This window comes from Mycolicibacterium chengduense (genome assembly GCF_033741155.1).
Classification (GTDB): domain Bacteria; phylum Actinomycetota; class Actinomycetes; order Mycobacteriales; family Mycobacteriaceae; genus Mycobacterium.
Genome location: NZ_JAWQNH010000004.1, coordinates 411,201 through 432,127, shown reverse-complemented (window position 1 = coordinate 432,127; position 20,927 = coordinate 411,201). Strand labels below are relative to the sequence as shown.

At 64.7% G+C, this 20,927-nt stretch carries 21 protein-coding genes and 1 pseudogene; 12 read left to right on the top strand and 10 right to left on the bottom strand.

Annotated elements, in window-relative coordinates:
• Window positions 1–11: 11 nt before the first annotated feature.
• The 4 genes from SBI67_RS17145 (at window position 12) to SBI67_RS17130 (ending at window position 3,957) form a co-directional block, all read left to right on the top strand.
• Window positions 12–1,127: a TauD/TfdA family dioxygenase gene (locus SBI67_RS17145; protein ID WP_318981698.1), complete on the top strand. Its 1,116-nt coding sequence runs from the start codon at window positions 12–14 to the stop codon at window positions 1,125–1,127.
• Window positions 1,124–2,200, top strand: a complete 1,077-nt coding sequence (locus SBI67_RS17140) for a hydroxyacid dehydrogenase (protein ID WP_318981697.1) — start codon at window positions 1,124–1,126, stop codon at window positions 2,198–2,200. Before SBI67_RS17145 ends, SBI67_RS17140 begins: the two co-directional genes overlap by 4 nt.
• Window positions 2,200–3,057, top strand: a complete 858-nt coding sequence (locus SBI67_RS17135) for an enoyl-CoA hydratase/isomerase family protein (RefSeq protein ID WP_318981696.1) — start codon at window positions 2,200–2,202, stop codon at window positions 3,055–3,057. The genes SBI67_RS17140 and SBI67_RS17135 overlap by 1 nt, the downstream gene beginning before the upstream one ends.
• A gap of 114 nt (window positions 3,058–3,171) precedes the next feature.
• On the top strand, window positions 3,172–3,957 hold the full coding sequence (locus SBI67_RS17130) for a TetR/AcrR family transcriptional regulator (protein ID WP_318981695.1): 786 nt from the start codon (window positions 3,172–3,174) through the stop codon (window positions 3,955–3,957).
• On the opposite strand, the gene SBI67_RS17125 is transcribed toward SBI67_RS17130, so the two are convergent.
• The gene (locus SBI67_RS17125; protein WP_318981694.1) at window positions 3,946–5,106 is read right to left on the bottom strand and encodes an acyl-CoA dehydrogenase family protein; all 1,161 of its coding nucleotides are present in this window, start codon (window positions 5,104–5,106) and stop codon (window positions 3,946–3,948) included. The genes SBI67_RS17130 and SBI67_RS17125 overlap by 12 nt on opposite strands.
• 101 nt (window positions 5,107–5,207) lie before the next feature.
• Here SBI67_RS17125 and SBI67_RS17120 point away from each other — a divergent pair, with 101 nt between their 5' ends.
• Window positions 5,208–6,227, top strand: coding sequence for an acyl-CoA dehydrogenase family protein (locus tag SBI67_RS17120; protein ID WP_318981976.1), 1,020 nt, complete (start codon window positions 5,208–5,210; stop codon window positions 6,225–6,227).
• A 33-nt stretch (window positions 6,228–6,260) separates the two neighbouring features.
• On the opposite strand, the gene SBI67_RS17115 is transcribed toward SBI67_RS17120, so the two are convergent.
• The 3 genes from SBI67_RS17115 to SBI67_RS17105 form a co-directional block, all read right to left on the bottom strand.
• Window positions 6,261–7,448 carry an amidohydrolase family protein gene (locus tag SBI67_RS17115; protein WP_318981693.1) on the bottom strand — a complete coding sequence of 396 codons (1,188 nt, stop codon included), beginning with the start codon at window positions 7,446–7,448 and terminating at the stop codon, window positions 6,261–6,263.
• Window positions 7,449–7,555: 107 nt separating this feature from the next.
• Complete coding sequence (locus SBI67_RS17110) at window positions 7,556–7,942, bottom strand: PaaI family thioesterase (protein WP_318981975.1); 387 nt, start codon at window positions 7,940–7,942, stop codon at window positions 7,556–7,558.
• 8 nt (window positions 7,943–7,950) lie between these two features.
• On the bottom strand, window positions 7,951–8,856 hold the full coding sequence (locus tag SBI67_RS17105; RefSeq protein WP_318981692.1) for an enoyl-CoA hydratase: 906 nt from the start codon (window positions 8,854–8,856) through the stop codon (window positions 7,951–7,953).
• Window positions 8,857–8,952: 96 nt separating this feature from the next.
• On the opposite strand from SBI67_RS17105, the gene SBI67_RS17100 reads away from it, so the two are divergent.
• The gene (locus SBI67_RS17100) at window positions 8,953–10,032 is read left to right on the top strand and encodes an NAD(P)H-dependent amine dehydrogenase family protein (RefSeq protein ID WP_318981974.1); all 1,080 of its coding nucleotides are present in this window, start codon (window positions 8,953–8,955) and stop codon (window positions 10,030–10,032) included.
• Complete coding sequence (locus SBI67_RS17095) at window positions 10,002–10,694, top strand: nitroreductase family protein (RefSeq protein WP_413232508.1); 693 nt, start codon at window positions 10,002–10,004, stop codon at window positions 10,692–10,694. Before SBI67_RS17100 ends, SBI67_RS17095 begins: the two co-directional genes overlap by 31 nt.
• Window positions 10,695–10,704: 10 nt before the next feature.
• Here SBI67_RS17095 and SBI67_RS17090 read toward each other — a convergent pair.
• Window positions 10,705–11,277 (bottom strand): annotated as a pseudogene (locus SBI67_RS17090) (TetR/AcrR family transcriptional regulator); the annotation flags it as partial.
• Window positions 11,278–11,384: 107 nt separating this feature from the next.
• Here SBI67_RS17090 and SBI67_RS17085 point away from each other — a divergent pair.
• From SBI67_RS17085 to SBI67_RS17070, 4 genes are read left to right on the top strand one after another with little or no spacing between them, the layout of a single operon-like run.
• Window positions 11,385–12,914, top strand: a complete 1,530-nt coding sequence (locus SBI67_RS17085) for an AMP-binding protein (protein ID WP_318981691.1) — start codon at window positions 11,385–11,387, stop codon at window positions 12,912–12,914.
• Complete coding sequence (locus SBI67_RS17080; protein WP_318981690.1) at window positions 12,908–14,446, top strand: nitric oxide reductase activation protein NorD; 1,539 nt, start codon at window positions 12,908–12,910, stop codon at window positions 14,444–14,446. The genes SBI67_RS17085 and SBI67_RS17080 overlap by 7 nt, the downstream gene beginning before the upstream one ends.
• Entirely contained in the window at window positions 14,443–15,234 is a 792-nt protein-coding gene (locus SBI67_RS17075; RefSeq protein ID WP_318981689.1) for a CbbQ/NirQ/NorQ/GpvN family protein, read from the top strand. Before SBI67_RS17080 ends, SBI67_RS17075 begins: the two co-directional genes overlap by 4 nt.
• A 37-nt stretch (window positions 15,235–15,271) precedes the next feature.
• On the top strand, window positions 15,272–16,093 hold the full coding sequence (locus tag SBI67_RS17070) for a mycofactocin-coupled SDR family oxidoreductase (protein ID WP_318981972.1): 822 nt from the start codon (window positions 15,272–15,274) through the stop codon (window positions 16,091–16,093).
• Window positions 16,094–16,140: 47 nt separating this feature from the next.
• Here the strand turns inward: SBI67_RS17070 and SBI67_RS17065 are convergent, their stop codons facing one another.
• From SBI67_RS17065 to SBI67_RS17055, 3 genes are all read right to left on the bottom strand, one after another.
• Window positions 16,141–16,656, bottom strand: a complete 516-nt coding sequence (locus SBI67_RS17065; protein WP_318981688.1) for a DoxX family protein — start codon at window positions 16,654–16,656, stop codon at window positions 16,141–16,143.
• Window positions 16,657–16,731: 75 nt separating this feature from the next.
• The gene (locus SBI67_RS17060) at window positions 16,732–16,926 is read right to left on the bottom strand and encodes a ferredoxin (protein WP_318981687.1); all 195 of its coding nucleotides are present in this window, start codon (window positions 16,924–16,926) and stop codon (window positions 16,732–16,734) included.
• A gap of 36 nt (window positions 16,927–16,962) precedes the next feature.
• Window positions 16,963–17,721: an SDR family NAD(P)-dependent oxidoreductase gene (locus SBI67_RS17055; protein ID WP_318981686.1), complete on the bottom strand. Its 759-nt coding sequence runs from the start codon at window positions 17,719–17,721 to the stop codon at window positions 16,963–16,965.
• A gap of 204 nt (window positions 17,722–17,925) precedes the next feature.
• On the opposite strand from SBI67_RS17055, the gene SBI67_RS17050 reads away from it, so the two are divergent.
• On the top strand, window positions 17,926–18,705 hold the full coding sequence (locus tag SBI67_RS17050; RefSeq protein ID WP_318981685.1) for a FadR/GntR family transcriptional regulator: 780 nt from the start codon (window positions 17,926–17,928) through the stop codon (window positions 18,703–18,705).
• A gap of 66 nt (window positions 18,706–18,771) precedes the next feature.
• On the opposite strand, the gene SBI67_RS17045 is transcribed toward SBI67_RS17050, so the two are convergent.
• Complete coding sequence (locus tag SBI67_RS17045; RefSeq protein WP_318981684.1) at window positions 18,772–19,614, bottom strand: SDR family oxidoreductase; 843 nt, start codon at window positions 19,612–19,614, stop codon at window positions 18,772–18,774.
• A 56-nt stretch (window positions 19,615–19,670) separates the two neighbouring features.
• Window positions 19,671–20,843, bottom strand: a complete 1,173-nt coding sequence (locus tag SBI67_RS17040) for a thiolase family protein (protein ID WP_318981683.1) — start codon at window positions 20,841–20,843, stop codon at window positions 19,671–19,673.
• Window positions 20,844–20,927 lie beyond the last annotated feature (84 nt).

The following is a 20,927-nucleotide window of genomic DNA, read 5'->3' as shown; positions in this document are numbered from 1 at the left end:
CAGGAGGACGGATGCCCACCGCGATTTACACCCAGCAGGCCAACGACTCGATGGCGTGGACGGGCGCCGACTTCAGCAGTAAGGAGGACTTCTGCTTCGATCTCTCCTCCCGCAACATCGCTGCGCTGGAGTCGATCCTGGCCAAGACGGCGAACAAGGATCGTGACGACATCACGCCCGAGGACGCCCGACATCCCGATCTCGACGATGATCTCGCGCGGCTGTACCAGGACCTGATGTTCGGCAAGGGGCTGGCCTGTGTTCGAGGCTTCCCGGTCGAGCAGCATTCGATCGAGGACCTAGAGCGGATCTACTGGGCGTTCTGCACCCACCTCGGGTATCTGGTCTCCAACAACTCCTTCGGTCACCGCATGGTGCGGGTACAGGAGGAGGTGCTACCCAATGGCGTGCAGCCGGCGCGCGGCACGAAGTCCCGCGCGGAGTTGGCGATGCACAACGACGCGGCCGACATCTTGTCCCTGCTCTGTGTGTATCCGGCGGCCGAGGGTGGCGAGAGTCAGTTCTCAAGTGGCCCCGCGGCACACAATCGCATACTCGCCGAGCGGCCGGATCTGCTCAAGGTGCTCTACCAGGGGTTCCCGCACCACCGCCGCAGTGAGCAGCCCGACGACCAGCCCGATGTCACCCCCTACGACGTGCCGGTGTTCTCCCAGGTCGACGGCCGCATCTGCATCAACTTCACCTACAGCAGCATCCTGCCTGCGATGAAGACGCTGGGACGCGAATTCACCCCCGAGCAGGAGGAGGCGATCGAGTTCCTGCGTCGCGTCTTGGTCGAACAGCAGGTCGAATTTCGACTTGAATCGGGGGAAGCGGCCGTGGCCAACAACTTTGCGATGTGCCACTCGCGGTCGGATTTCGTCAGCAGCACTGATCCGAAGAAAGCGCGCTGCTTCCTGCGAGCATGGATGGAGGTTCCGCGCGAGGATCGCCGGCTGCCACTCGGCCGCGAGTACTTCCACATGGAGAACAAGGATCTGCGGCTCGGGTACGACGTCGTGGAGGGGCGTGACGGCACGATCGCCCGCAACGACTACAAGAACGTCGACCCTGCGTTGGCCGACATGTTCAAAGCGGCCCAGGCGAAACCCAAGATCGATCGATGATCAGCGCCGCGCGTCCGAGACTCGTCTACGAGCGGTGGACCGATCCTGTCGCCGGCGAACTCCTCGGTCGCGCCGAGATCGAGGTCGTCAGGCTCGACCTCCAGGCCAGCGCCGAAGAGGGTTGGGCCGCATTGGAATCCGCGCACGGATACCAGGTGGCCACACGCACCGACGTTGCCGGGGCCGACAACGGTGATCAATGGCTGGCCGGGCAGGCCCTGGTGGTGCGCTGTCCGAACCTGCTGGCCGTGTGTTCGGCCGGCGCAGGATACGACGTCATCGACGTGGAGGCGTGTACGCGGGCGGGTATTGCGGTGTGCAACAACTCGGGCCCGGGCGCCGAGGCGGTGGCCGAGCATGCGCTGGGATTCATGCTGGATCTCGCGAAGAAGGTCACTGTCGCTGACCGCGCTCTGCGTCGCGGCCCACTCGGTGATCGGATGACCCTGCAGGGTACCCAGCTGGCCGGTAAAACGCTCGGGGTCGTGGGGCTCGGCGCCATCGGCGGGAGACTGGTGGAGTTGTGCGCACCGTTCGGAATGGACGTTCTCGCCTTCGACCCGTATCTGGATGGCAATGCCGCGCGGTCCCGCGGCGTCACCGCGGTGGGGCTGGATGAGCTGGTCGAGCGATCGGACTTCGTCCAGGTGACGTGCCCGTTGACCAACGAGACACGCGGGCTGTTCGGTGCCAGGCAGTTCGCGGCGATGAAGCCGACGGCGTTCTTCATCACCACGGCACGCGGACCGGTGCACGACGAAGAGGCTTTGTACGCCGCCCTGGTCAGCGGTTCGATCGCCGGCGCTGGTCTCGACGTATTCCACGAGGAGCCGCCGCGGCACGACAACCCGTTGTTGCGTCTGGATACCGTCGTCGCCACGCCGCACACCGCGGGAATTACGGTCGAGGCGGCACGGGATATCGCAGTGGCGACGGCCGGCCAGTGGCAGGCCATCTTCGAGGGGCGCCGACCTCCACGGCTGCTCAATCCCGAAGTGTGGCCGCGTTATCGCGATCGCTTCCGCGACATCCTGGGCGTGGCTCCCGAACCGGCTACGGTGGGAGTCCGGTGATGGCTGAGGCGCCGTTGGCCGACGTTGCCGGTTTCGACACCCTGGATACCCTGAACTTCGAGGTCCGCGGGCACACCGCGTGTGTGACGTTGAACCGTCCACGGGTGCTCAATGCGATCAACGACGAGATGATTGCCGAACTCGCCGAGGTCTACGACGAGGTCGAGCGGTCGCAGAACATCTGGACGATCATCGTCACCGGCGCCGGGCGTGCTCTGTGCGTCGGTGCCGACGTCAACAAGGCGGCCGACCACGACACCGAGAATGCCGCCGGTATCGACACACAGGGTGAACCGGTGCTCAGCTCGCTGCGGCAGTGGGACGCCCCCCAGGAGGCGACCCCGCCGTGGTTGCAGATGACCAAGCCGATCATCTGTGCGGTCAATGGAATCGCCTGCGGAGCCGGCCTGGACCTCATCACCACCGCCGACATCACGATCGCCTCCGACCGGGCATCGTTGATGGATCCCCATGTCAGCATCGGCGTGACGTCCGGACGAGAAGCTGTCCGGCTGGCACGGATCCTGCCATTGCCGGTCGCCATGCGGCTGGTGTTGATGGGCAAACATGAGCGCCTGGATGCCAGTCGTGCCCACGAGCTCGGAATTTTCACCGAGGTCGTGGCGCACGAGTCGTTGATGGAGCGTGCCTGGGAGATCGCCGAGACGGTGAACGCCAACGCACCCCTGGCCGTTCGGGGTTCGCGGATGGCCATTCGCAAAGGGCTGACACTGCCGATCTACGAAGCCGAGTTGCTTGCCGAGAACTACCGGATGAAGGTTGCGCTCACCAAGGACGCGATCGAGGGTCCCCGGGCGTTCCTGGAGAAGCGGCCGCCGCAATGGGAGGTCCGCTGAGGGTCCGATGCGCCGGCTCGCGGTGGGGTGAACCGTCGATCTCACCACGAAGAAGCGGCATGCCCGCCCGGGTAGATCGCACGTTCTCGCACGCCCGGCGTAACATTCATGTCCATGCCCGCCAAGGATGACCAGGACGTCGCCGAACTCGAGCTCGTCGAAGCTGAGGTCGAGATGCCGACCTCGTGGCAACAGCGAACGATCGAGCGCCGCCTGAGCACGGCGCGCGCACGCGCGCTGGCCCGAAGCTCGCGTTTCCTGGCCGCCGCGCTCGAACTCGTCGAGGAACAGGGCAGCGCCGACTTCACGATCCAGACGTTGATCGATCGTTCCAACCTCAGCCTGCGCGCGTTCTATCAGCACTTCGCAGGCAAGGAAGAACTTATGTTGGCGCTCTATGAGAACGTCACCAGCCAGTTCACCGAGAGCATCCGCCAAGAGGTGGCCGCGGCCGACGGTCCACTGGAGCAACTCGAGGCGTTCTGCCGCGGTTTCCTTTCCCGCGCCGAATCTTCCGAGCGGGTAGGTGGTCGTGTCATGACGATCTACAACCTCAGCCTCGAGATCGAACGGCCCGAAGACTTCACCAAGATCTGGGAGCCCCACCAGAGACTGCTGACCAAGATCCTCACGTCGTGCTCCCGGGCGGGGCTCATCCGCAAAGACCTGACACCGGCGCAGCTGTCGACACTGCTGAATGCGACGCTCACGTCACTGGCGCAGATCGGCGTGTTCCATCTCGGATCAAAGGGCACCGCCGCGCTGAGCGAAGATCAGTTGTGGGCGTGGTGCCGCCAGGCGCTGACGGAACCAGACACCCCGAAGACCCGCGCCCCGCGGGCCAAGCCGGCGGCGGCCAGGACCACGACGTCACGGCGGCCCAAGAAGTCAGCGGGGTAGGCCCAGACCTCGCTGCGCGATGATCGAGCGCTGTACCTCGCTGGTGCCGGCGTAGATCGTGGTGCCCAGGGAAAAGCGCATGATCTGCTCGAACCGACCGTCCTCGGGCGCCGTCGGCTCCAGGTAGCTGCGCAGACCGTCGGGGCCGACCATTTCCACGACGTCCTGGCTGGCCCGTTCGAGCGCCTCGGTGCTGAAGAGCTTCGACATAGGGCCTTCTGCCACCGGCGAGCGGCCCGTGTCTGCCATCCACACACAACGGCGCTCCAACAGGGTCGAGACCTCGACCTCCATCGCGATGCGGCTGAGCCGTCGGCGTACATCGCGGTCGGCCAGCCGGATGGCGCCGTCGGGTGAGTCTGTCGAGGATGCCCAGCGCTCGGCGTGGTGGAGAAGCCTGGCCAGATGTGGACCCCAGCCTGAAGCATGCTCGTCGGCCAGACATTGGCTGAGCACCCGCCACCCCCCGTCGACGTCCCCGATGCGCCACTCGTCGCCGATCCGAACGTCGCTGAAGAACGTGATGTTGGTGCGTTCACCGGACAGGGTCACCACCGCTTGGGCTGCAAAACCCTCACTGGCGCACGGAACGAGGAACATGGTCAGGCCCTGGTGTTTCGGTTTGTCCGGACTGGTCCGGGCCAGCAGGAACACGTAGTCGGCCACGTGGCCGTTCGTGGTGAACATCTTGGAGCCGTTGATGACCCAGTTGTCGCCGTCGCGTACCGCCCTGGTCGCCGCCGCCGCGACGTCGGAACCGCACTCGGGCTCGGTGAACCCGAGCGCGATGGTGATGTCACCCTTCATCGCCCCCGAGAGAACGGCCTCCTGCATCTGCTCGCTCCCCACGGCGCGGATCACCGACGCCACCATCCGCGTCGTGGCCGACAGGTACACCGGAGCGTCGTAGCGCATCATCAGCTCACCGAGAACCTGTCCGTCCCAGATACTTCGGTTTTGTCCGCCGAATTCGGCCGGCCATTCGGGCGCGAAGTAGCCGCGGTCGACCAGACCCCGGCTGAAGTCCTCGTCGTGGGCGACGCCGCTGCGATAAACGCGAGCCTCGAATTCCGGGGTGATGACCTCTTCGAGGTGCGTACGCACCTCCTCACCGTACTCGCGGGTCTGCGGGTCCAGGAGAAAATGCATTGCGCCATCCCGTCTGTCCATACGCTCTGGGGAAATGTAGTCGATCAATGTTAATCTCATTTTCAAGAATGAACATATTCAACCAGGACGGAATGGACGACGTGGACCTGGCCCTGTCTGACGAACAGAAGCAACTCGTGGATTCGTTCGGCTCGTTGTACGCCCGCGCCTCGACGCCCGAGCGGGTGCGTGCCGCTGAGCCCATCGGTTTCGACTCGGCGCTGTGGCGTGGCCTATGCGACACCGGCATTCTCGACATGGCAGTACCCGAGCGAGCCGGGGGATGGGGCGCCACGGTCGCGGATCTAGCGCTGACGACCGAGCAGCACGGACGAGCGCTCGGTTCGGCGCCGGTGGTCGACGCCCAGGTCGCTGCCACCCTGCTGGCCGCTAGCGGAGCTGCCGGCGTCGAGCTCCTCGACGCCGTCTTGGCGGGTACCCAGCTCGTCACCTTCGCGCCCCGGCCGGGTCGAGGGGAGCGTCTGGCGATGACGCCTGCCGGGGCGGTGTCGGATGTCGTGGTCGCCTTGGTTGACGGTGTGCTGGTCGCCGTGCCGACCGTCGGTGCGGCCCACGTTCCGAATCTGGCGTCGCTACCCCTGGCCGACATCGTCGTCGGGGCGGACCACGTGGTCCTCGCTACGGGTGATGAAGCAGCGCAACATCATTCACGGGCACTCGATCTCTGGCTGACGCTGACCGCAGCGGCGCTGTCCGGCGCCGCGGCGCGCGCGGTGGAAATGGGCGTGGACTACGCCAAGCAGCGGCACGCGTTCGGACAGCCCATCGGGGCGTTCCAGGCGGTGTCCCACACCCTGGCCGACTGCGCGACAGCCGCCGATGGAGCGCGCCTGCTCGCCTTGCGTGCGGCATGCGCGCAGCAGGAGGATCCCGCGCGCGTCACCGAACTCGCGGCCATGGCCTTCGGCTTCGCCTACGAAGCTGCCCGCGAGGCAACGCATCGCAGTCTGCACATCCACGGTGGTTACGGATTCGGCTTGGAGGGGGACATCCAGCTGTACTACCGGCGGGTCAGGGGCTGGGCACTGGTGTTCGGCGACGCCGACGCGGCGATGGACCGCGCGGCCGACGCGCGCTACGGCAAGCGCATCGCCGGCTGACCCCGCCGCTGACGGGGCCAAGCGGCTGCAGCGTCAGGCCAACCCGAAGAAGTTCTTGGCGTTGGTGGACAACACCTTTCGCTTCGTCTCTTCGTCCAGACCGGCGGTGGCCTTGTTGGCGACGTCGGTGCTGTGCGGCCAGTTGGTGTCATTGTGGGGATAATCGGTCTCGAACATGAGCTGGTCGGGCCCGACGAGATCCAGAATGCGGAAGGCCACCGGATCGCCGAAGGTGGAAAACCACACCCGGCCGGGGACCTGGCTGCTCGGCGGCTCAGTGAGCAGCGGATGGATGCCGCCCCAGGCGCGGCGGTCTTCCCAGACCTCGTCGACCCGCTGCAGGTAGTAGGGAATCCAGCCGGCCTGCGCCTCGGCGAACGCGATCTTGAGCTCGGGGAACTGCTTGAGTTTGGCGGAGAACAGCCAATCGACCAGCGCGATGGTGCAGTTGACGGCCATCAGTGCGCTGGTGACGACATGTGGAGCGTCCGGCGAAGACTTCGTCAACGACGAGCTCGACCCGATGTGCAGCATAATCCCCACTCCGTTGCGCTCGCACGCGGCGAAGAACGGATCCCAGTAACCGCTGTGGATCGACGGCAGATCCAGGCGGGCCGGAAGCTCGGAGAAGCAGACGGCGGGCATCCCCTTCGCGGCCACCCGCTCGACCTCGGCGACGGCGAGGTCCACGCTCCACAACGGAATGATGCCCAGCGGGATCAGCCGGCCGTTCGAACCACCACCCCACTCGTCGATCTGAAAATCGTTGTAGGCCTGCACGCAGAGCAGCGCGAGATCCTTGTCCTTCGCATGGAGGAAACGTTGTCCGCAGAACCGCACGAGGGTGTTCGGGAAGCACGCCGAAGCCTCGATGCCGGCAATGTCCATGTCGGCGATGCGGTCGGCGGGACGAAAACAGCCGGGACGCATCTCGTCGTAGGTGATCGGGTCGGTGGTCAACTCGTCGATCTCATAGCCGGCCGCTGCACTGATCAAGGGAATCGGAATGATCCAGTCCTCGTAGTGCCAGATGTCGGCATAACGGCCACTGTCATCGTCGATGAACGCGACATCGGAGGTGACCGATGGGTCCATCCGACCGCGATGCCGGACGATGCGCGGTCCCACGTCGCGGTAGCGTGCAGGAAGCCGGCTCGTCCACAGATCGGCGGGCTCCACCAGATGATCGTCCGGTGAGACGATGGGGATGTCGACAGTCAACGTGGAGCTCCTTCGAGGACGGGCCCGCGGCGGCATGATGCAATCGCTGCCTCACCGTTGGCGAGAATGACCGTTTCCAGACTAGCGTAACGGGGCCTCCGCTGGGCTCAACCAGTGGCCAAGATCGCGAAACTCAGGGTGGCCCGGGCGGCCTGACGATCCGCGCCGACGTCGAACACGTCCACGCCCACGACGATCAACCGGCGGCCCGCACGGACCAGGGTGGCGACAGCGCGCGCAGGCCCGGCCACGATCGGGGCCAGGTAGTGCACCGTCAGATCGGCCGTACTGACCCCCGCGCCGCCTGCCACGCGTTGCGCCAACCGGCCGCCGGCGATGTCGATCAGCGTGGCGACCAAGCCGCCTTGCAGTGCACCGCGGATGTTAGCGAGGTCAGGCCGATTATGCAGGTCGACAACGATCCTGTCGGGCTCGTCGGCAACGTCGTAGAACGGCATGGCGGCAAACAGGTGACCCGGGATCGTCACCTCCATCGGCGTCGTCACTCCGCGCGCACCCGGTCCTTGGTCGCGAGAACGACAGCGGGCGCGCTGCGCCAGTCCGGGACGCCCTGTTCGGGGCCGGCGGTAGCGCGCTTGTCGTCGCGGACGATGGACCAGTGTGAATGGTTGAGCTGGTGAAGCGTGAAACAGGCCTGCAAGGAGTTGTAGAAGCCCATGTTGTCGACGGTCTGATTGACCGACTCCTTGATCAGCAGCGCGGCCATGGTCGGCACCTCGGCGATCCGCCGTGCCATCTCCAAGGTGCGCTCGGGCAACTCGTCGCGGCCGAACACCTTGCTGACCATGCCGAGGCGATGCGCTTCGTGGACGTCGATGGCATCGCCCGTGAGCATCAACTCCTTGGCCTTGCGCGGTCCGAACTCCCACGGGTGACCGAAATACTCCATGCCGCACATCCCGAGGCGGGTCCCGACCACGTCGGCGAAGCGCACGTCGTCGCTGCCGACAATCAGATCGCAGGCCCACATCAGCATCAAGCCCGCCGAGAACACGTCACCGTGCACCTGTGCGATGGTGATCTTGCGCAGGTTGCGCCAGCGCAACGTGTTCTGGAAGAAGTAGTGCCACTCTTGCAGCATGCACTTTTCGGCAGCCTCCCGCGTGCCGCCGTTGATGGCGGCCGTCGGGTGTTGGTCCGGTCCAGGCCGGTACTCCTTGATGGCCTGCTTGGAGCCGATGTCGTGCCCTGAGGAGAACATCTTGCCCTCGCCGGCCAGGATCACCACCCGGACGGTGTCGTCTGCTTCAGCGCGGCCGAATGCTTCGTCGAGTTCTACGAGCATTCCGCGATTTTGGGCGTTGCGCTGGTCGGGACGGTTGAGGGAGATGCGGACTATCTGACCCCCGTCGAAGGCCTCCCACTTCAGGAATTCGTAGTCGGGCACGAGGTCTCCGTTCGGTCGATTCTGCCGCGGTAATAGCGGTTCTACTGGATGAGAAGCTATGTTCTCACAATGACGGTAAACGATTCCATGCCTCGGGTGATCCTCTGGGGGCCGGGTCAAGTGGGGGTCGGCGCTCTTCGTGCCGTCATCGCGCACCCCGGGTTGGAACTGGTCGGCGTGGTCGTGCACAGTGCGGCCAAGGACGGCCGCGACGCGGGCGAGTTGTGTGGGTTACCGCCCACCGGCGTCTTCGCGACTCGCGACATCGACGCCGCACTTGCGCTCGATGCCGACGTGGTCGCGTTCTTCGCCTCCGGCGACTATCGCTACGCCGAGGCAGCCGAGGACGTGGCTCGGTGCCTGCGCGCTGGCAAGAACGTGGTGTGCACGTCGTTGGTCCCGCTCTGCTACCCGCCTGCCGCGGACGAGAAGACCGTGGCGCTCCTGGAGGCGGCCTGCCGGGAGGGCGGCGTGAGCCTGTTCAACAGTGGAGTCGACCCAGGCTGGGCCAACGACGTGATCCCGCTGGTCATGTCGGGCTTCAGCTCCTGGGTGGATACCGTCACGACGCAGGAGATTCTCGACTACGGCGGCATCGATCAACCCGAGATCATGTTCGACTTCATGGGATTCGGTCATCCGCCGGACTTCCCGGCTCCGCTGTTGGATCGCACTCGGTTGGCCGACCTGTGGGCGCCGGTCGTCCATCTGGTCGCAGACGGTCTGGGTCTGACCCTGGACCGGGTCGACACCGAGATCGAACCGTGGATCGCCACCGAGCGGTACCAGGTGGCTTCGGGCTGGATCGAGCCCGGAACGATGGGTGCGATGCGGTTTCGGCTGGCCGGCGTCGTCGATGGAGCAGAGCGGGTCATTCTCGAACATTTCACCCGGATGGGGGAGCAGTCCGCACCGGACTGGCCCCGGCACCCGTCGTCGCACGGTGGTTACCGGGTGATCACCGACGGGATGCCCACCTACACCGTCGACATCGAGATGCACGGACGGGGGAGCAATCTGCGCGGCCTCACCTATGCAACGGTCATGCGGGAACTAAACGCGATTCCCGCAGTGATGGCGGCGCCTCCCGGCCTGCTGTCGACCTTGGACCTGCCGGTCGTGACGGGCTATATGCGAGGAGGGACGTGGACCGGGACCATGCGGCGAGCAGTCTGACCGTGCCCGGTGCGCCGGCGCCGGACGTGTGGTCGGTGATGAGCACCGCCTCGGCCGTCCGGCGGTACCGCGACGACCCGGTCGACGACGCGATCGTGCAGCGCTGCCTGACCGCAGCCACCTGGGCCCCCTCCGGGGGCAACCAACAACCCTGGCGGTTCATCGTGGTCGACTCGCCGGCTCTTCGCCAGGTGATCACTGCCGGTGCGCGGCGCACGTGGGAGTCGATGCGCGACTTCTACGGAATCGAGGAACCAGCGGCAGAAGCCGGTGATCCCAAGTCCCGGGTGTTGCGTGCGATGGCCGAGCACATGCGACGCGGTGGCGACGCGCCGGTGATCGTGGTGTTCTGCGTACATCCCCAGGCTGGTGCCTCCGATCTCCAGCAGGGCGGGTCGATCTTCCCCGCGATGCAGAACTTCCTTCTCGCGGCGCGGGCGGAGGGGCTCGGGGCGGCCGTCACCCTGTGGTATCAATCGTGCGAGGACGATCTGCGTGCAGCCGTGGGTATACCAGCCGACTGGCAGATCGCCGCCCTGGTCACTGCTGGATGGCCGCAGGGGGCCCACCGAACTGTCCGGCGGAAACCGTTGTCCGAAGTGGCTGCGCGAAACGATTGGCAGACACCGTTCCGCTGTGCACGGGCGGAGGAGAGCCGATGATCAGACGCGCGGTGGTACCCAGGCGATGACGGAACTCTTCCGGGGTGGCTCGGCCCTGCGAGACCGAAAGGGCGTTGGCAATCCACACATCGGACATCAGGCCCCCGATCGCCATGTGGTGATCGGTGAACGACCCGCCCCCGATCGTCTCGGCGAAGATCTCGCTGAGGTGCAGTCGCACGCTCTCGACCTCGCTGGCGGCATCGGTGCCGGCGAAGGTGTATGCCCTTATCACCGCGTCGGCGAGGTCGGGAGAGCGGCGCAGCGCATCGAAGATCGCCACGGCCACGTGGTGCAGGCGCGTCACCGATGTCTGGCCGTCGTCGTCGTGTCGATCTCGGTCGAAGTCCTCGAGCCATTTGCTCCACACGGCCACCAGCACGTGCGCCTTGGACGTGAAGTAGCGGTAGACCGTAGCGGTACTCATGCCTGCCCCCTCGGCCACCTGCCTCATGGTCATACCGTCGTAGCCGACCGCGCTGGCCACGATGCTGGCGGCAGTCACGATGCAGTGCCGTCTGCGCACCCGCGACGCCGACACCAAAGAGTCGGGTACCGCGGCGCGAACCGTGGCGTCGGGCATCTGACTCCTTATAAGTATCCGCTGATCGCAAATGTGAGAACTGATGTTCTCACATCGTCGTCGACGGCGCCTCCCTGCTGGAGACCAGCGAGAAAACCTGTGCTCTCATGGATCTGAGTAAACACAGGGGGTCGCCCAGGCCGGCGGTCATTCTCGACCGATCTGGGGCGGAAGTGTCCTTCGATACGCTCGACTGCGATGCCAACCGGTTAGCCCGGTATCTGCGAGGCCAGGGCCTCCAGGTGGGTGACACTGTGGCAGTGCTGATGGACAATTGCGAGCACGTCCATGTAGTCATGTGGGCAGCGCGACGCGCAGGCCTCTACTACACGATGATCAACACGGACCTGACGGCGTCCGAAATCGCCTATATCCTCGCCGATTCCGTCGCCACGGCGATTATTGCCTCGGCGTCGATGCGCAACCTCTGCGACACCCTTAGTCGGGAGCACTGCGATGCCATGCCGCCGGTGCGCCTCGTCGCCGACGGGGATCTCGATGGCTGGATGCGGTACCCGAGCTGTTGCAGCACCGAGTCGGATGCGCCCATGTCATCTGATCGAGAGGGCCAGCTGCTTCAGTATTCGGCGGGAACAACGGGACGTCCGAAAGGAATCCGTCGACCACTCAGGGCGCCGGAGACCGGCCGCTCATCACTGCGCACGCCGGTGTTCGACGCACTCGAGATCACGCAGGGGTCGGTATATCTGAGCCCGGCGCCGATCTATCACACGGCCCCTGCGATGTGGACTATGGCGGCCCAATCGGTGGGCGCGACGACGGTGCTGATGCAAGGTTTCGATGCGGAGCGGGCGCTGCACTTGATTGAACGCCACGCCGTCACGCACGCACAATTCGTCCCCACCATGTTCGTACGGATGCTGCGGCTACCCGTCGATGTCCGGGAGTCCTATGACATCTCGAGCCTGCAACGTGTCGTCCATGCCGCCGCGCCGTGCCCGCCGCACATCAAGCGGGCGATGCTGGACTGGTGGGGGCCGATCATCGACGAGTACTACGGGTCATCGGAAGGAGCCGGCGTCACGTTCATCCGCGCCGAGGACTGGTTGACCCATCCCGGTTCGGTCGGACGGCCAGTGCTGGGGCGTCCGCATATCGTCGCCGAGAGCGGCGTCGAGCTGCCGCCGGGCGAGACAGGACTGGTGTACTTCGACGGCGGTTACGAGTTTGAATACCTGAATGACACTGCCGCCACGTCGGCAGCCCGTTCGCCGGAGGGTTGGGTTTCGGTAGGCGATGTCGGTCACCTCGACCAGGACGGTTACCTGTACCTCACCGACCGACGGCACCACATGATCATCTCGGGAGGTGTCAACATCTACCCGCGGGAGGCCGAGAATGTTCTGCTCGAGCACCCGGCTGTCGCCGACGTAGCCGTCATCGGACTACCCGATGCCGATCTGGGGCAACGCGCGGTCGCCGTCGTCGAACTGGTCGACCCATTCTCTGCCGGAGTCGATCTCGCAGGCGAGCTGATGAAGTGGGCGCGTGCTCGCCTCGGCCGGCACAAGTGCCCGCGCGCAGTCGTGTTCGACCGGCACCTTCCCCGGACCGACGCTGGCAAACTGTACAAGGACCGCCTCGTCGACCGATACAGTCATAACGCATCATGGTGACAACGGTCGACGCTCTTGGACACGTGGCGAACATTGAGCGCAGTTGTGCGCTCACGGCATACGGGCTCAGTGGGCATCGTCGCGTCGGGGCTCGCCTCGTCGGTGGGCGCGAGCGGGCCTTCGGACTTAATGCGTCGTTGAGTACCGTCTACGTGCCTTACCCGGCACTGGACCGAGGCTGGACTCAACGGTCGCTGACCTGCGCCATAGCCCTGCAGTGCGCGCCGTCGAAAGACCGGCTCGCCGGATTTCGGCTCGACAAGATGTCCGGCCGTGAGCTGACGGCCCTCACACTCGTCGAAGCGGGTGTCGCGTTCGGCTGGGCGCTCGAAGAGTGGCCCGGGCTGGCCGGAGAGTTCCGGCGTCTGCTGCCCGATTGGGAACCATCCGACGCCGACATGAGTGCAACCCAAATGCTGTACACTGCAGTCGAATTGGCGGACAGCGGACAAGCACTGTCGGTGCCCGCTTTGATGGGGAGCCTGCCACGTGCGCTCATCACTCCCCGCGCGCCGATCGACGGATTACGCCGAACCTTCGGCCGGCTGCCCTGGACGAGTACGCAGAAGCGCATGCCGCGAGCACATTCGGTGCCTGTCGGCGGCGAGGGTGGCGTTCGCGGCACGAACCTGCCGCCCCCCGGTCGACCTCAGGACGACGACGCCGACACCACGCCTGAGCATCGCCAAGGCATCCCCTACCCCGAGTGGAACCTATGGACCGGTCGGCTTCAACCCGACCACGTCGCTGTCGTCGAACGGCCATGTCCTCAGCACCGGCAGCGCCCGGTGGCCATAACGGTCGATGTGCGAAAGTGGTTCGAGAAGAACACCGACCGTGCCATGAGGACCGGCCTTGACGACGGTTCTGACATCGACGTCGATGCCTACACGGCCCACCGCGTCGAAGTCGCCTCGGGAGTCGCACGCGAGCCGCGGATCTTCGGTGAGCTGTCACCTGCGGGACGCGATGTCACCACCGCGCTGCTCCTCGACGGCAGCTCGTCGCTCAGCGCCGCAGGCGGCGCAATTTTCCGACTCGAGCTCGCATGCGCCGATGCGCTGTCGCGCGCGATGACGTCTGCCAGGGAACGACATGGCGTCTTCATCTTCACCGGCAACACCCGCCACCACGTCGAGGTCACCTGTCTCAAAGACTTTCCCGACCGTCGCTTCGCGGCGCCAGGCGCCTTGGGGTTGTCCACCGGCGGTTACACCCGGCTCGGCGCACCCATCCGCCACATGACGCACCGGCTGCTTGCGCAGCCATCCGCACGGCGACTGCTCATCGTCCTCGGAGACGGCCTGGTCTCCGATGAGGGATACGAAGGTCGGTATGCGTGGGCGGACGTCGCGCACGCGGTGCGGGAAGCCGAACAGGGCGGCGTCACCGTGTACTACATAGGAATCGGCGCAGCTCGGGTCGATCCCTTGCCAGAGGTGTTCGGGCCCCGGCGGTCACAGCGTATTCGCCGGGCCGAGGATCTCCCTCGAGTACTTGCCCATGTGCACAGACAGCTGGTGAGCTCTTGACGAACACCGATTACGTCGCCAACAACAACGAGGTCGCTCTGTTCGAGCTGGCGCATCGACAACAACTGCCGGTGATGCTCACCGGACCCACCGGATGCGGCAAGACTCGGCTCGTCGAACACATGGGTGCGCGGCTGCGAAGGCCCGTTGTCACCATCAGTTGCCATGACGACCTCACCAGCTCCGATCTCGTCGGCCGATTCATGATCACCGGTGGCGATGTCACGTGGTCCGACGGACCACTCACCCGAGCGGTCAAGACGGGCGCAATCTGCTATCTCGACGAGGTGGTGGAAGCACGCCACGACTCGTTGGCCGTATTGCACTCGCTGACCGACCATCGGCGGACTTTGTTCCTCGACCGGGCGGGTGAGGTGGTGCACGCGCCCTCGGACTTCATGCTCGTCTGTTCCTACAATCCGGCGTACCGGAGCTCACTTAAAGAGCTCAAACCCTCGTTTCGGCAAAGGTTCGTCACCTTGCCGATGAGTTATCTGGCACCTGAGCGAGAGGTTGAGGTCGTGGTGTCCGAGACCGGTGTCTCGGACCCCACCGCAGCGCGGTTGGTTCGCTGCGCCGCTTCGATTCGCACGGCGGATGAGGCGTTCCACTTCGAGCCGCCATCCACGCGGGTGCTTGTCGCTGCGGCGCAGCTCATTTCAGCAGGTGCCTCGGAAGTCGCCGCAGCCGAGGCCTGCATCGTCGCTCCGCTCGCCGATGAGGGCGCCCTCATCGATGGGCTCCGCGAACTGGTCGCGGCGGTGCTCGTCGACGGGGCGACACTATGACAACGACACTGTCGAAAGACACACGAGGAAGGCATTCATGAGCGGTCGCTTGGACGGCAAGGTGGCATTCATCACCGGTGCAGCGCGCGGGCAAGGCAGGGCGCATGCGGTGAGGATGGCGCGAGAGGGCGCGGATATCATCGCGGTTGACATTGCAGGCAAGCTGCCCGCCTGTGTGCCGTACGAATCGGCACGTCCGGAGCAACTCGAGGAGACGATCAGTCTGGTTCAGCAGACTGGTCGGCGCATCTGCGCCTCGGTGGTCGACACCCGTGATCTGGACGGTCTGCGCGAAGCTGTCGACGACGGCGTGAAGGAACTCGGTCGACTCGACATCATCGTCGCCAACGCCGGCATCGCCGCGCCGCGGGTGTGGGATCAAATCTCCGTTGGCGAATTCCGGGAGGTGTTGGACATCAACACGACCGGTACCTGGAACACGGTCATGGCCGGCGCACCGCACATCATCGCCGGTGGCCGAGGTGGGTCGATCATTCTCATCAGTTCAGCAGCAGGTCTGAAACTGCAGCCCTTCATGGTGCACTACACCGCGAGCAAGCACGCGGTCACCGGGCTTGGTAAGGCGTTCGCAGCCGAGTTGGGAAGGTACTCGATCCGAGTCAACAGCGTTCATCCTGGACCGGTGAACACCGACATGGGATCGGGTGACATGGGCAAAGTCATCGCCGAAACGCTGGAGAGCAACCCTCAGTTGACTCACATGATGACGCCGTTCCTGCCGGTGTGGATGGCCGAGCCGGAGGACGTAGCCGACACGGTGCTCTGGTTGGCCAGCGACGAGTCCAGACTGGTGACGGCTATGCAGATCGCGATCGACCAGGGCTCCACGTCGTACTGAAGGTCCTCGATCAGGCACTCCAGCTGGTTCGACTATCCGGCGGCGCTTCAGGCTTGGGTAGGTGGCCGGTAGAAGATTGCCAGCTGCCCGATTCCACCGGCCAGACCCAGCACCAGTGCGACGAGTAGGCCGCCCCATCCGCTCAGCCATGGGGAAAAGCCCGCGCCGCTGAACAGCAGATGGTCGAGGCTGAACCGGCCTGCTCCGGTCGCGGCGACCGCCGCGGCCGCGGCACCGAGAATGAGGTTGTACTCCCAACCTTCCTTGACGATGAAGAAACCGTTGTGCCGGTGCACCGTCCATGCGGCCACCAGCATCAGCGCGATAAAGCCGGCGGCCGGAATGGGGGTCAGCAACCCGACCGCCAATCCGACGCCTGCGGCCATCTCGGTGCTCGCGGCAACCCGCGCATGGAAGGCACCAGGTTTCATCCCGATGCTGTCGAACCAGCCGGCAGTTCCCTTGATCCGGCCGCCTCCGAAGAACTTGTTGTACCCGTGGGCGGCCATCGTTACACCGAGGGCCGCCCGAAGAATGAGTAGTCCGACGTCGTATGCGGTCATGAAGGCCAACCTCCATCAGGCGACGAGCGCGTAGCGAGTGCGCGGGTTGTGTCGGGCATGTGAGACAACTGGCGGTCAATCGTCTAGACGCAGCAACGCCGCGCGGGGGCACTGCGCGAGAGCCTGCTCGACATCGGACTTGCGCTCTGCCGGAACGTCTTCCAGGAGAATGATGACTTGATCGTCGTCGTCGAGGTCGAAGATGTCCGGGGCTATCCCCACGCACACCGCATTGCCCTCGCACAGATCCCTGTCAACACCTACTCGCATTCGCGGCTCCTCCCAATCGATCCTGCGCTCAGTGTCTTACTTCGGCGCGAACCGCTGACCGCCGTCGAGCCGAATGCACTGTCCGTTCAACATTTGGTTGTCCACGATCGCGAGCGCCAGCCTGGCGTACTCCTCGGAGCGTCCGAGGCGACGAGGGAAGGCCGCATCCTTGGTCAATTGCTTGGCTGCTTCGTCCGGGATTCCCTCGGTCAGACCCGTCGCGAAAAGGCTTGGGGCGATGGCGAGCACCCGGATACCCAGACTGCCGAGATCGCGGGCCATCGTCAACGACATCCCTGCGACGGCAGATTTGGCCGCGGAATACGCCACCTGCCCGATCTGACCTTCGAAAGCGGCGATGGACGCGGTATTGATGATGACGCCGCGCTCGTCGTCCTCGGGCTCATTCGCGCTCATATGCCAGGCCGCCAATCGATTGACATTGAACGTGCCGATCAAGTTGAGGTCGATACACGCGCGGAAGTCCTCCAGCTTGTGTGGACCGTGTTTGGTCACGGTGCGCTGCCCCGCCCCACCTCCAGCGGTCGTCACCGCAACGTGCAGGGCACCGAGATCGCCGACAGCCTGGCTCAGAACCTCTTCGGTGCCGTCGAAGTCCAGCACGTCGACAGGGTAGAACGTTGCACCGATCGCTTCGGCGACCTTGGCGCCAGCAGACTGCGGACGGTCGAGCACGGCGACGGCTGCGCCGGAGGAGACGAGCAATTCCGCGGTTGCGCGTCCGAAGCCCGAGGCTCCGCCGACGACGATCGCCTTTTTTCCTGAAACCTGCATCCCGTTCCTCTCGAACAGACGCCTCCCGGGACTGTGCGCGGGCCCGGGGACGGTGGAGTCCGTCAGCGCTATGCGGCATATCGAGCAATAGACTAAATCATTTATCTGATTTACGCAGCGATCTCGGATCGCAACGCGAGCGCCTTCCTGCGCCGCGTCAGTCGGTATGCTGTGACCCTGCCTTTCCCCACATCGAGGAGATCAATGATGGAGCCCGTCATTCGGACCCCGGTCGCGGGAACGACGCCAATTCGGGCGCCGAAGGTCGCCGACTTGGTCGCCTCGAACCTCCGCCGTCAGATCGTCCGCGGCGAACTTGCCGAAGGGGCAGTCCTGCCGAACGAGAACGAACTTATGGAACACTTCTCGGTTTCGAGGCCGACGCTTCGGGAGGCATTTCGCGTCCTCGAGTCAGAGGGACTGATCAGGGTGCTGCGCGGCTCCAACGGGGGCGCCCGTGTGCAGCGGCCCGAACCCGCCGTGGGTGCTCGATTCACTGCGCTGCTGCTGCAAATGAGGGGGACCACACTCGAAGATGTGCAGCAAGCGCGCATGGTGCTCGAGCCCGCAGCGGTCCGCATGCTCGCCGAGAAGCCGACGAAGAAGGCCGTCGCAGCGCTGCGCGCGGCGGTGGCCGCCGAAGAGGCCGAAGCGGATCACCCGATGGAGAATGCCCTGGCCTCCGTCCGTTTCCACGAGACGATTATGGAGTTGGCCGGTAACACAACCCTTGCTGTTCTCACCGGGATGCTGCACGAAATCGTCGAAAGTGCTTACACCTCCGCAGTGGATGCTGCGCCCAGCTCCGAAGAGCAACGGGCCCGGCTTCTCCGCTATGTGGATTCGCACCGGAAAGTGGTCGACCTTATCGAGTCGGGCGAGTCCGACCGCGCGGAGAAGTTTTGGCGGAACTATCTTGCAGCGAACAGCCGCTACCTGTACTCCTGGGTGCCTGCCAAGTCCGTCGTCGACCTTCTGCAGTAGCCATCGGTGGTTGCCCACGGTTGGGCTGCTGAGGTGCAAAGATCCTGAATCACTGTGATGTCATGCCTACCGAGGGCGAGCGAGATTAAGCATGTCGACGAAGGTCATAGCGGCCATCACGCCACCATCGCAGATGATGTCTGTGCCGGTGAGATATCCGGCCTTATCGCTGGCGCAGAATCTAAGAAGCTCAGCGATCTCGCTGGGCTGGCCGAAGCGTTTGAGGGCGCCGAGCTGAACCAGTGCGCTCGCGCCGGCGTTGGCTTCGAGCCGCCCCATCGACGTGTCAAAAGATCCCGGGGATACCGAGACCACGCGCGCACCCCTCTGCCCGAAATGGGCGGCCATCTCTTTGCTGTACCAGATCACGAAGTTTTTGCTCAGCACGTATGCCAAGTGCGGTCGCCGGGCGCGGGGAACCACGCGACACGCCTTGACTAGCTCCATCTGTAGCCGGTTGGCATCAGTTGAGAATTTTCGGTAGCTCCTCATGGGGGCCAGCATGGCGGGGAGCTGGTGCCCCGCAACTGACGCCACGTTGACGATGCCCATTTCTGGATGGGCGATGGCGAGAAAGGCTTCGTTGATCACGATGGTGCCGACGACATTGACCCTGACGATGAGGTCGGCTGAACCCATGCTGGGGCTGACCCCAGCGGTGTGGACCACTGACGTCACGGTCCCCAATTGTTGAGCTTGTTCGACGACCGCGGCGACGGAGCTACGGTCGGTGATATCGCAGGCGGTGGCAGCACAGTGCACGCCAGCCTCGCGGAGGTCCCGCTTTGCAGCCTGCAGACGTCGAGAATCGACATCGCAGATTAACACTGCGCTGTCGCGACCGAGGGCATGCGCCGCAGCAAGACCCATTCCGCCAGCCCCGCCCGTCACCACTGCCACGTTCGTCATGGTTGGCTTCCACCCCTCACACGAGTTGTTCGCGGAACGACAGACTGCCCTGTCGGTCATACCTCGATGACGACGGCTCCGCCCTGACCGCCGCCGGCACACATTGCCGCGACCCCGATGCCGCCACCGTTTCTTCTCAGCTCGTAGATGAGAGTGGTGAGCATTCGTGCGCCGGAGGCAGCGATCGGGTGGCCTAAACTGCATCCGCTGCCGCTCGTGTTGACGCGGTCCTCGTCGATCCCTAGCTCCTGGCAAGCGGCGATCGGCGTGGAGGCGAACGCCTCGTTGATTTCCCATCGCGCCACATCGGCGACCGTCACGCCGGCCCGCTCGAGGACCGGGGGTATGACCCGGAACGCTGCAAGCCCGGTCTCCCGCGGCGGCACTCCGATCGAGCCCCAGCCTCGAATTGTGGCCATGACGTCGCCTTCGGCACGCGCGACATCCCGGTCGGCGATCGTCAACGCGGCTGCGGCATCATTGATTCCACTGGAGTTGCCTGCCGTGATCGAGAAGCCCTCGATCTCGGGGTGTAGCACCTTCAACGATGCCAGCCTCTCCAGAGTGGTATCCCGACGAGGATGCTCGTCGACGGAGAACTCGGTCGTCGACCCATCCGCGGACGTGACCTTGAGAGGCAGAATCTCCTCAAGGAAATGTCCTTGATCGATGGCTGTCACGGCACGCTGATGGGACCGCAACGCCCAGGCGTCCATCTGCTGACGGCTGATGCCCATGGACTGGGCGGTGTTCCATCCCACCGTGATCGACATGTCGGCGGCCGGCGCGTCGTGGGTTCCGACGTGGGTTGGCGGTAACCAGCGCTCTTGCATGTCTCCTCCGCGGCCGGGTTTGCGCCAGGACATCTGCGGAGCGAAGGAGATCGATTGCACCCCGCCGGCCACGATCGCCGAGGACATACCTGCAGTGATCTGCGCGGCGGCGAATCCGACTGCGGTGAGACCAGACGCGCAATGCCTATTCAGCGCTACGCCGGGTATGTGGTAGAGCCCCGCGGCGGTTGCTGCATAGCGCGCAAGAGCGCCACCACCGTAGTTGCTTTCGCCGAAGATGACATCGTCGATCAGTTTGGAATCGATCCCGGCACGGCGAATCGACTCTTCGAGAATGGGTGTAGCGAGTTCCTCTGCCGGTGTGTCCGCCAGACTTCCCTTGAAAGAGGTACCGATTGCCGTTCGAACCGCAGACATAACGACCGGTTGACGCATCTGTGCTCCCCACATGAAGTAGTGCAATTCTGTCTATCATCTAGATGATTGAGGAGCAACGTCTAGTGTGCCGGTCGGTTCTCG

Coding starts and splice junctions, on each gene's coding strand:
- SBI67_RS17145 (WP_318981698.1), top strand. CDS start 12: ATGCCCACCGCGATTTACACCCAGCAGGCCAACGACTCGATGGCGTGG.
- SBI67_RS17140 (WP_318981697.1), top strand. CDS start 1,124: ATGATCAGCGCCGCGCGTCCGAGACTCGTCTACGAGCGGTGGACCGAT.
- SBI67_RS17135 (WP_318981696.1), top strand. CDS start 2,200: ATGGCTGAGGCGCCGTTGGCCGACGTTGCCGGTTTCGACACCCTGGAT.
- SBI67_RS17130 (WP_318981695.1), top strand. CDS start 3,172: ATGCCCGCCAAGGATGACCAGGACGTCGCCGAACTCGAGCTCGTCGAA.
- SBI67_RS17125 (WP_318981694.1), bottom strand. CDS start 5,106: ATGCATTTTCTCCTGGACCCGCAGACCCGCGAGTACGGTGAGGAGGTG.
- SBI67_RS17110 (WP_318981975.1), bottom strand. CDS start 7,942: ATGGAGGTGACGATCCCGGGTCACCTGTTTGCCGCCATGCCGTTCTAC.
- SBI67_RS17085 (WP_318981691.1), top strand. CDS start 11,385: ATGGATCTGAGTAAACACAGGGGGTCGCCCAGGCCGGCGGTCATTCTC.
- SBI67_RS17080 (WP_318981690.1), top strand. CDS start 12,908: ATGGTGACAACGGTCGACGCTCTTGGACACGTGGCGAACATTGAGCGC.
- SBI67_RS17070 (WP_318981972.1), top strand. CDS start 15,272: ATGAGCGGTCGCTTGGACGGCAAGGTGGCATTCATCACCGGTGCAGCG.
- SBI67_RS17065 (WP_318981688.1), bottom strand. CDS start 16,656: ATGACCGCATACGACGTCGGACTACTCATTCTTCGGGCGGCCCTCGGT.
- SBI67_RS17060 (WP_318981687.1), bottom strand. CDS start 16,926: ATGCGAGTAGGTGTTGACAGGGATCTGTGCGAGGGCAATGCGGTGTGC.
- SBI67_RS17055 (WP_318981686.1), bottom strand. CDS start 17,721: ATGCAGGTTTCAGGAAAAAAGGCGATCGTCGTCGGCGGAGCCTCGGGC.
- SBI67_RS17050 (WP_318981685.1), top strand. CDS start 17,926: ATGATGGAGCCCGTCATTCGGACCCCGGTCGCGGGAACGACGCCAATT.
- SBI67_RS17045 (WP_318981684.1), bottom strand. CDS start 19,614: ATGACGAACGTGGCAGTGGTGACGGGCGGGGCTGGCGGAATGGGTCTT.
- SBI67_RS17040 (WP_318981683.1), bottom strand. CDS start 20,843: ATGCGTCAACCGGTCGTTATGTCTGCGGTTCGAACGGCAATCGGTACC.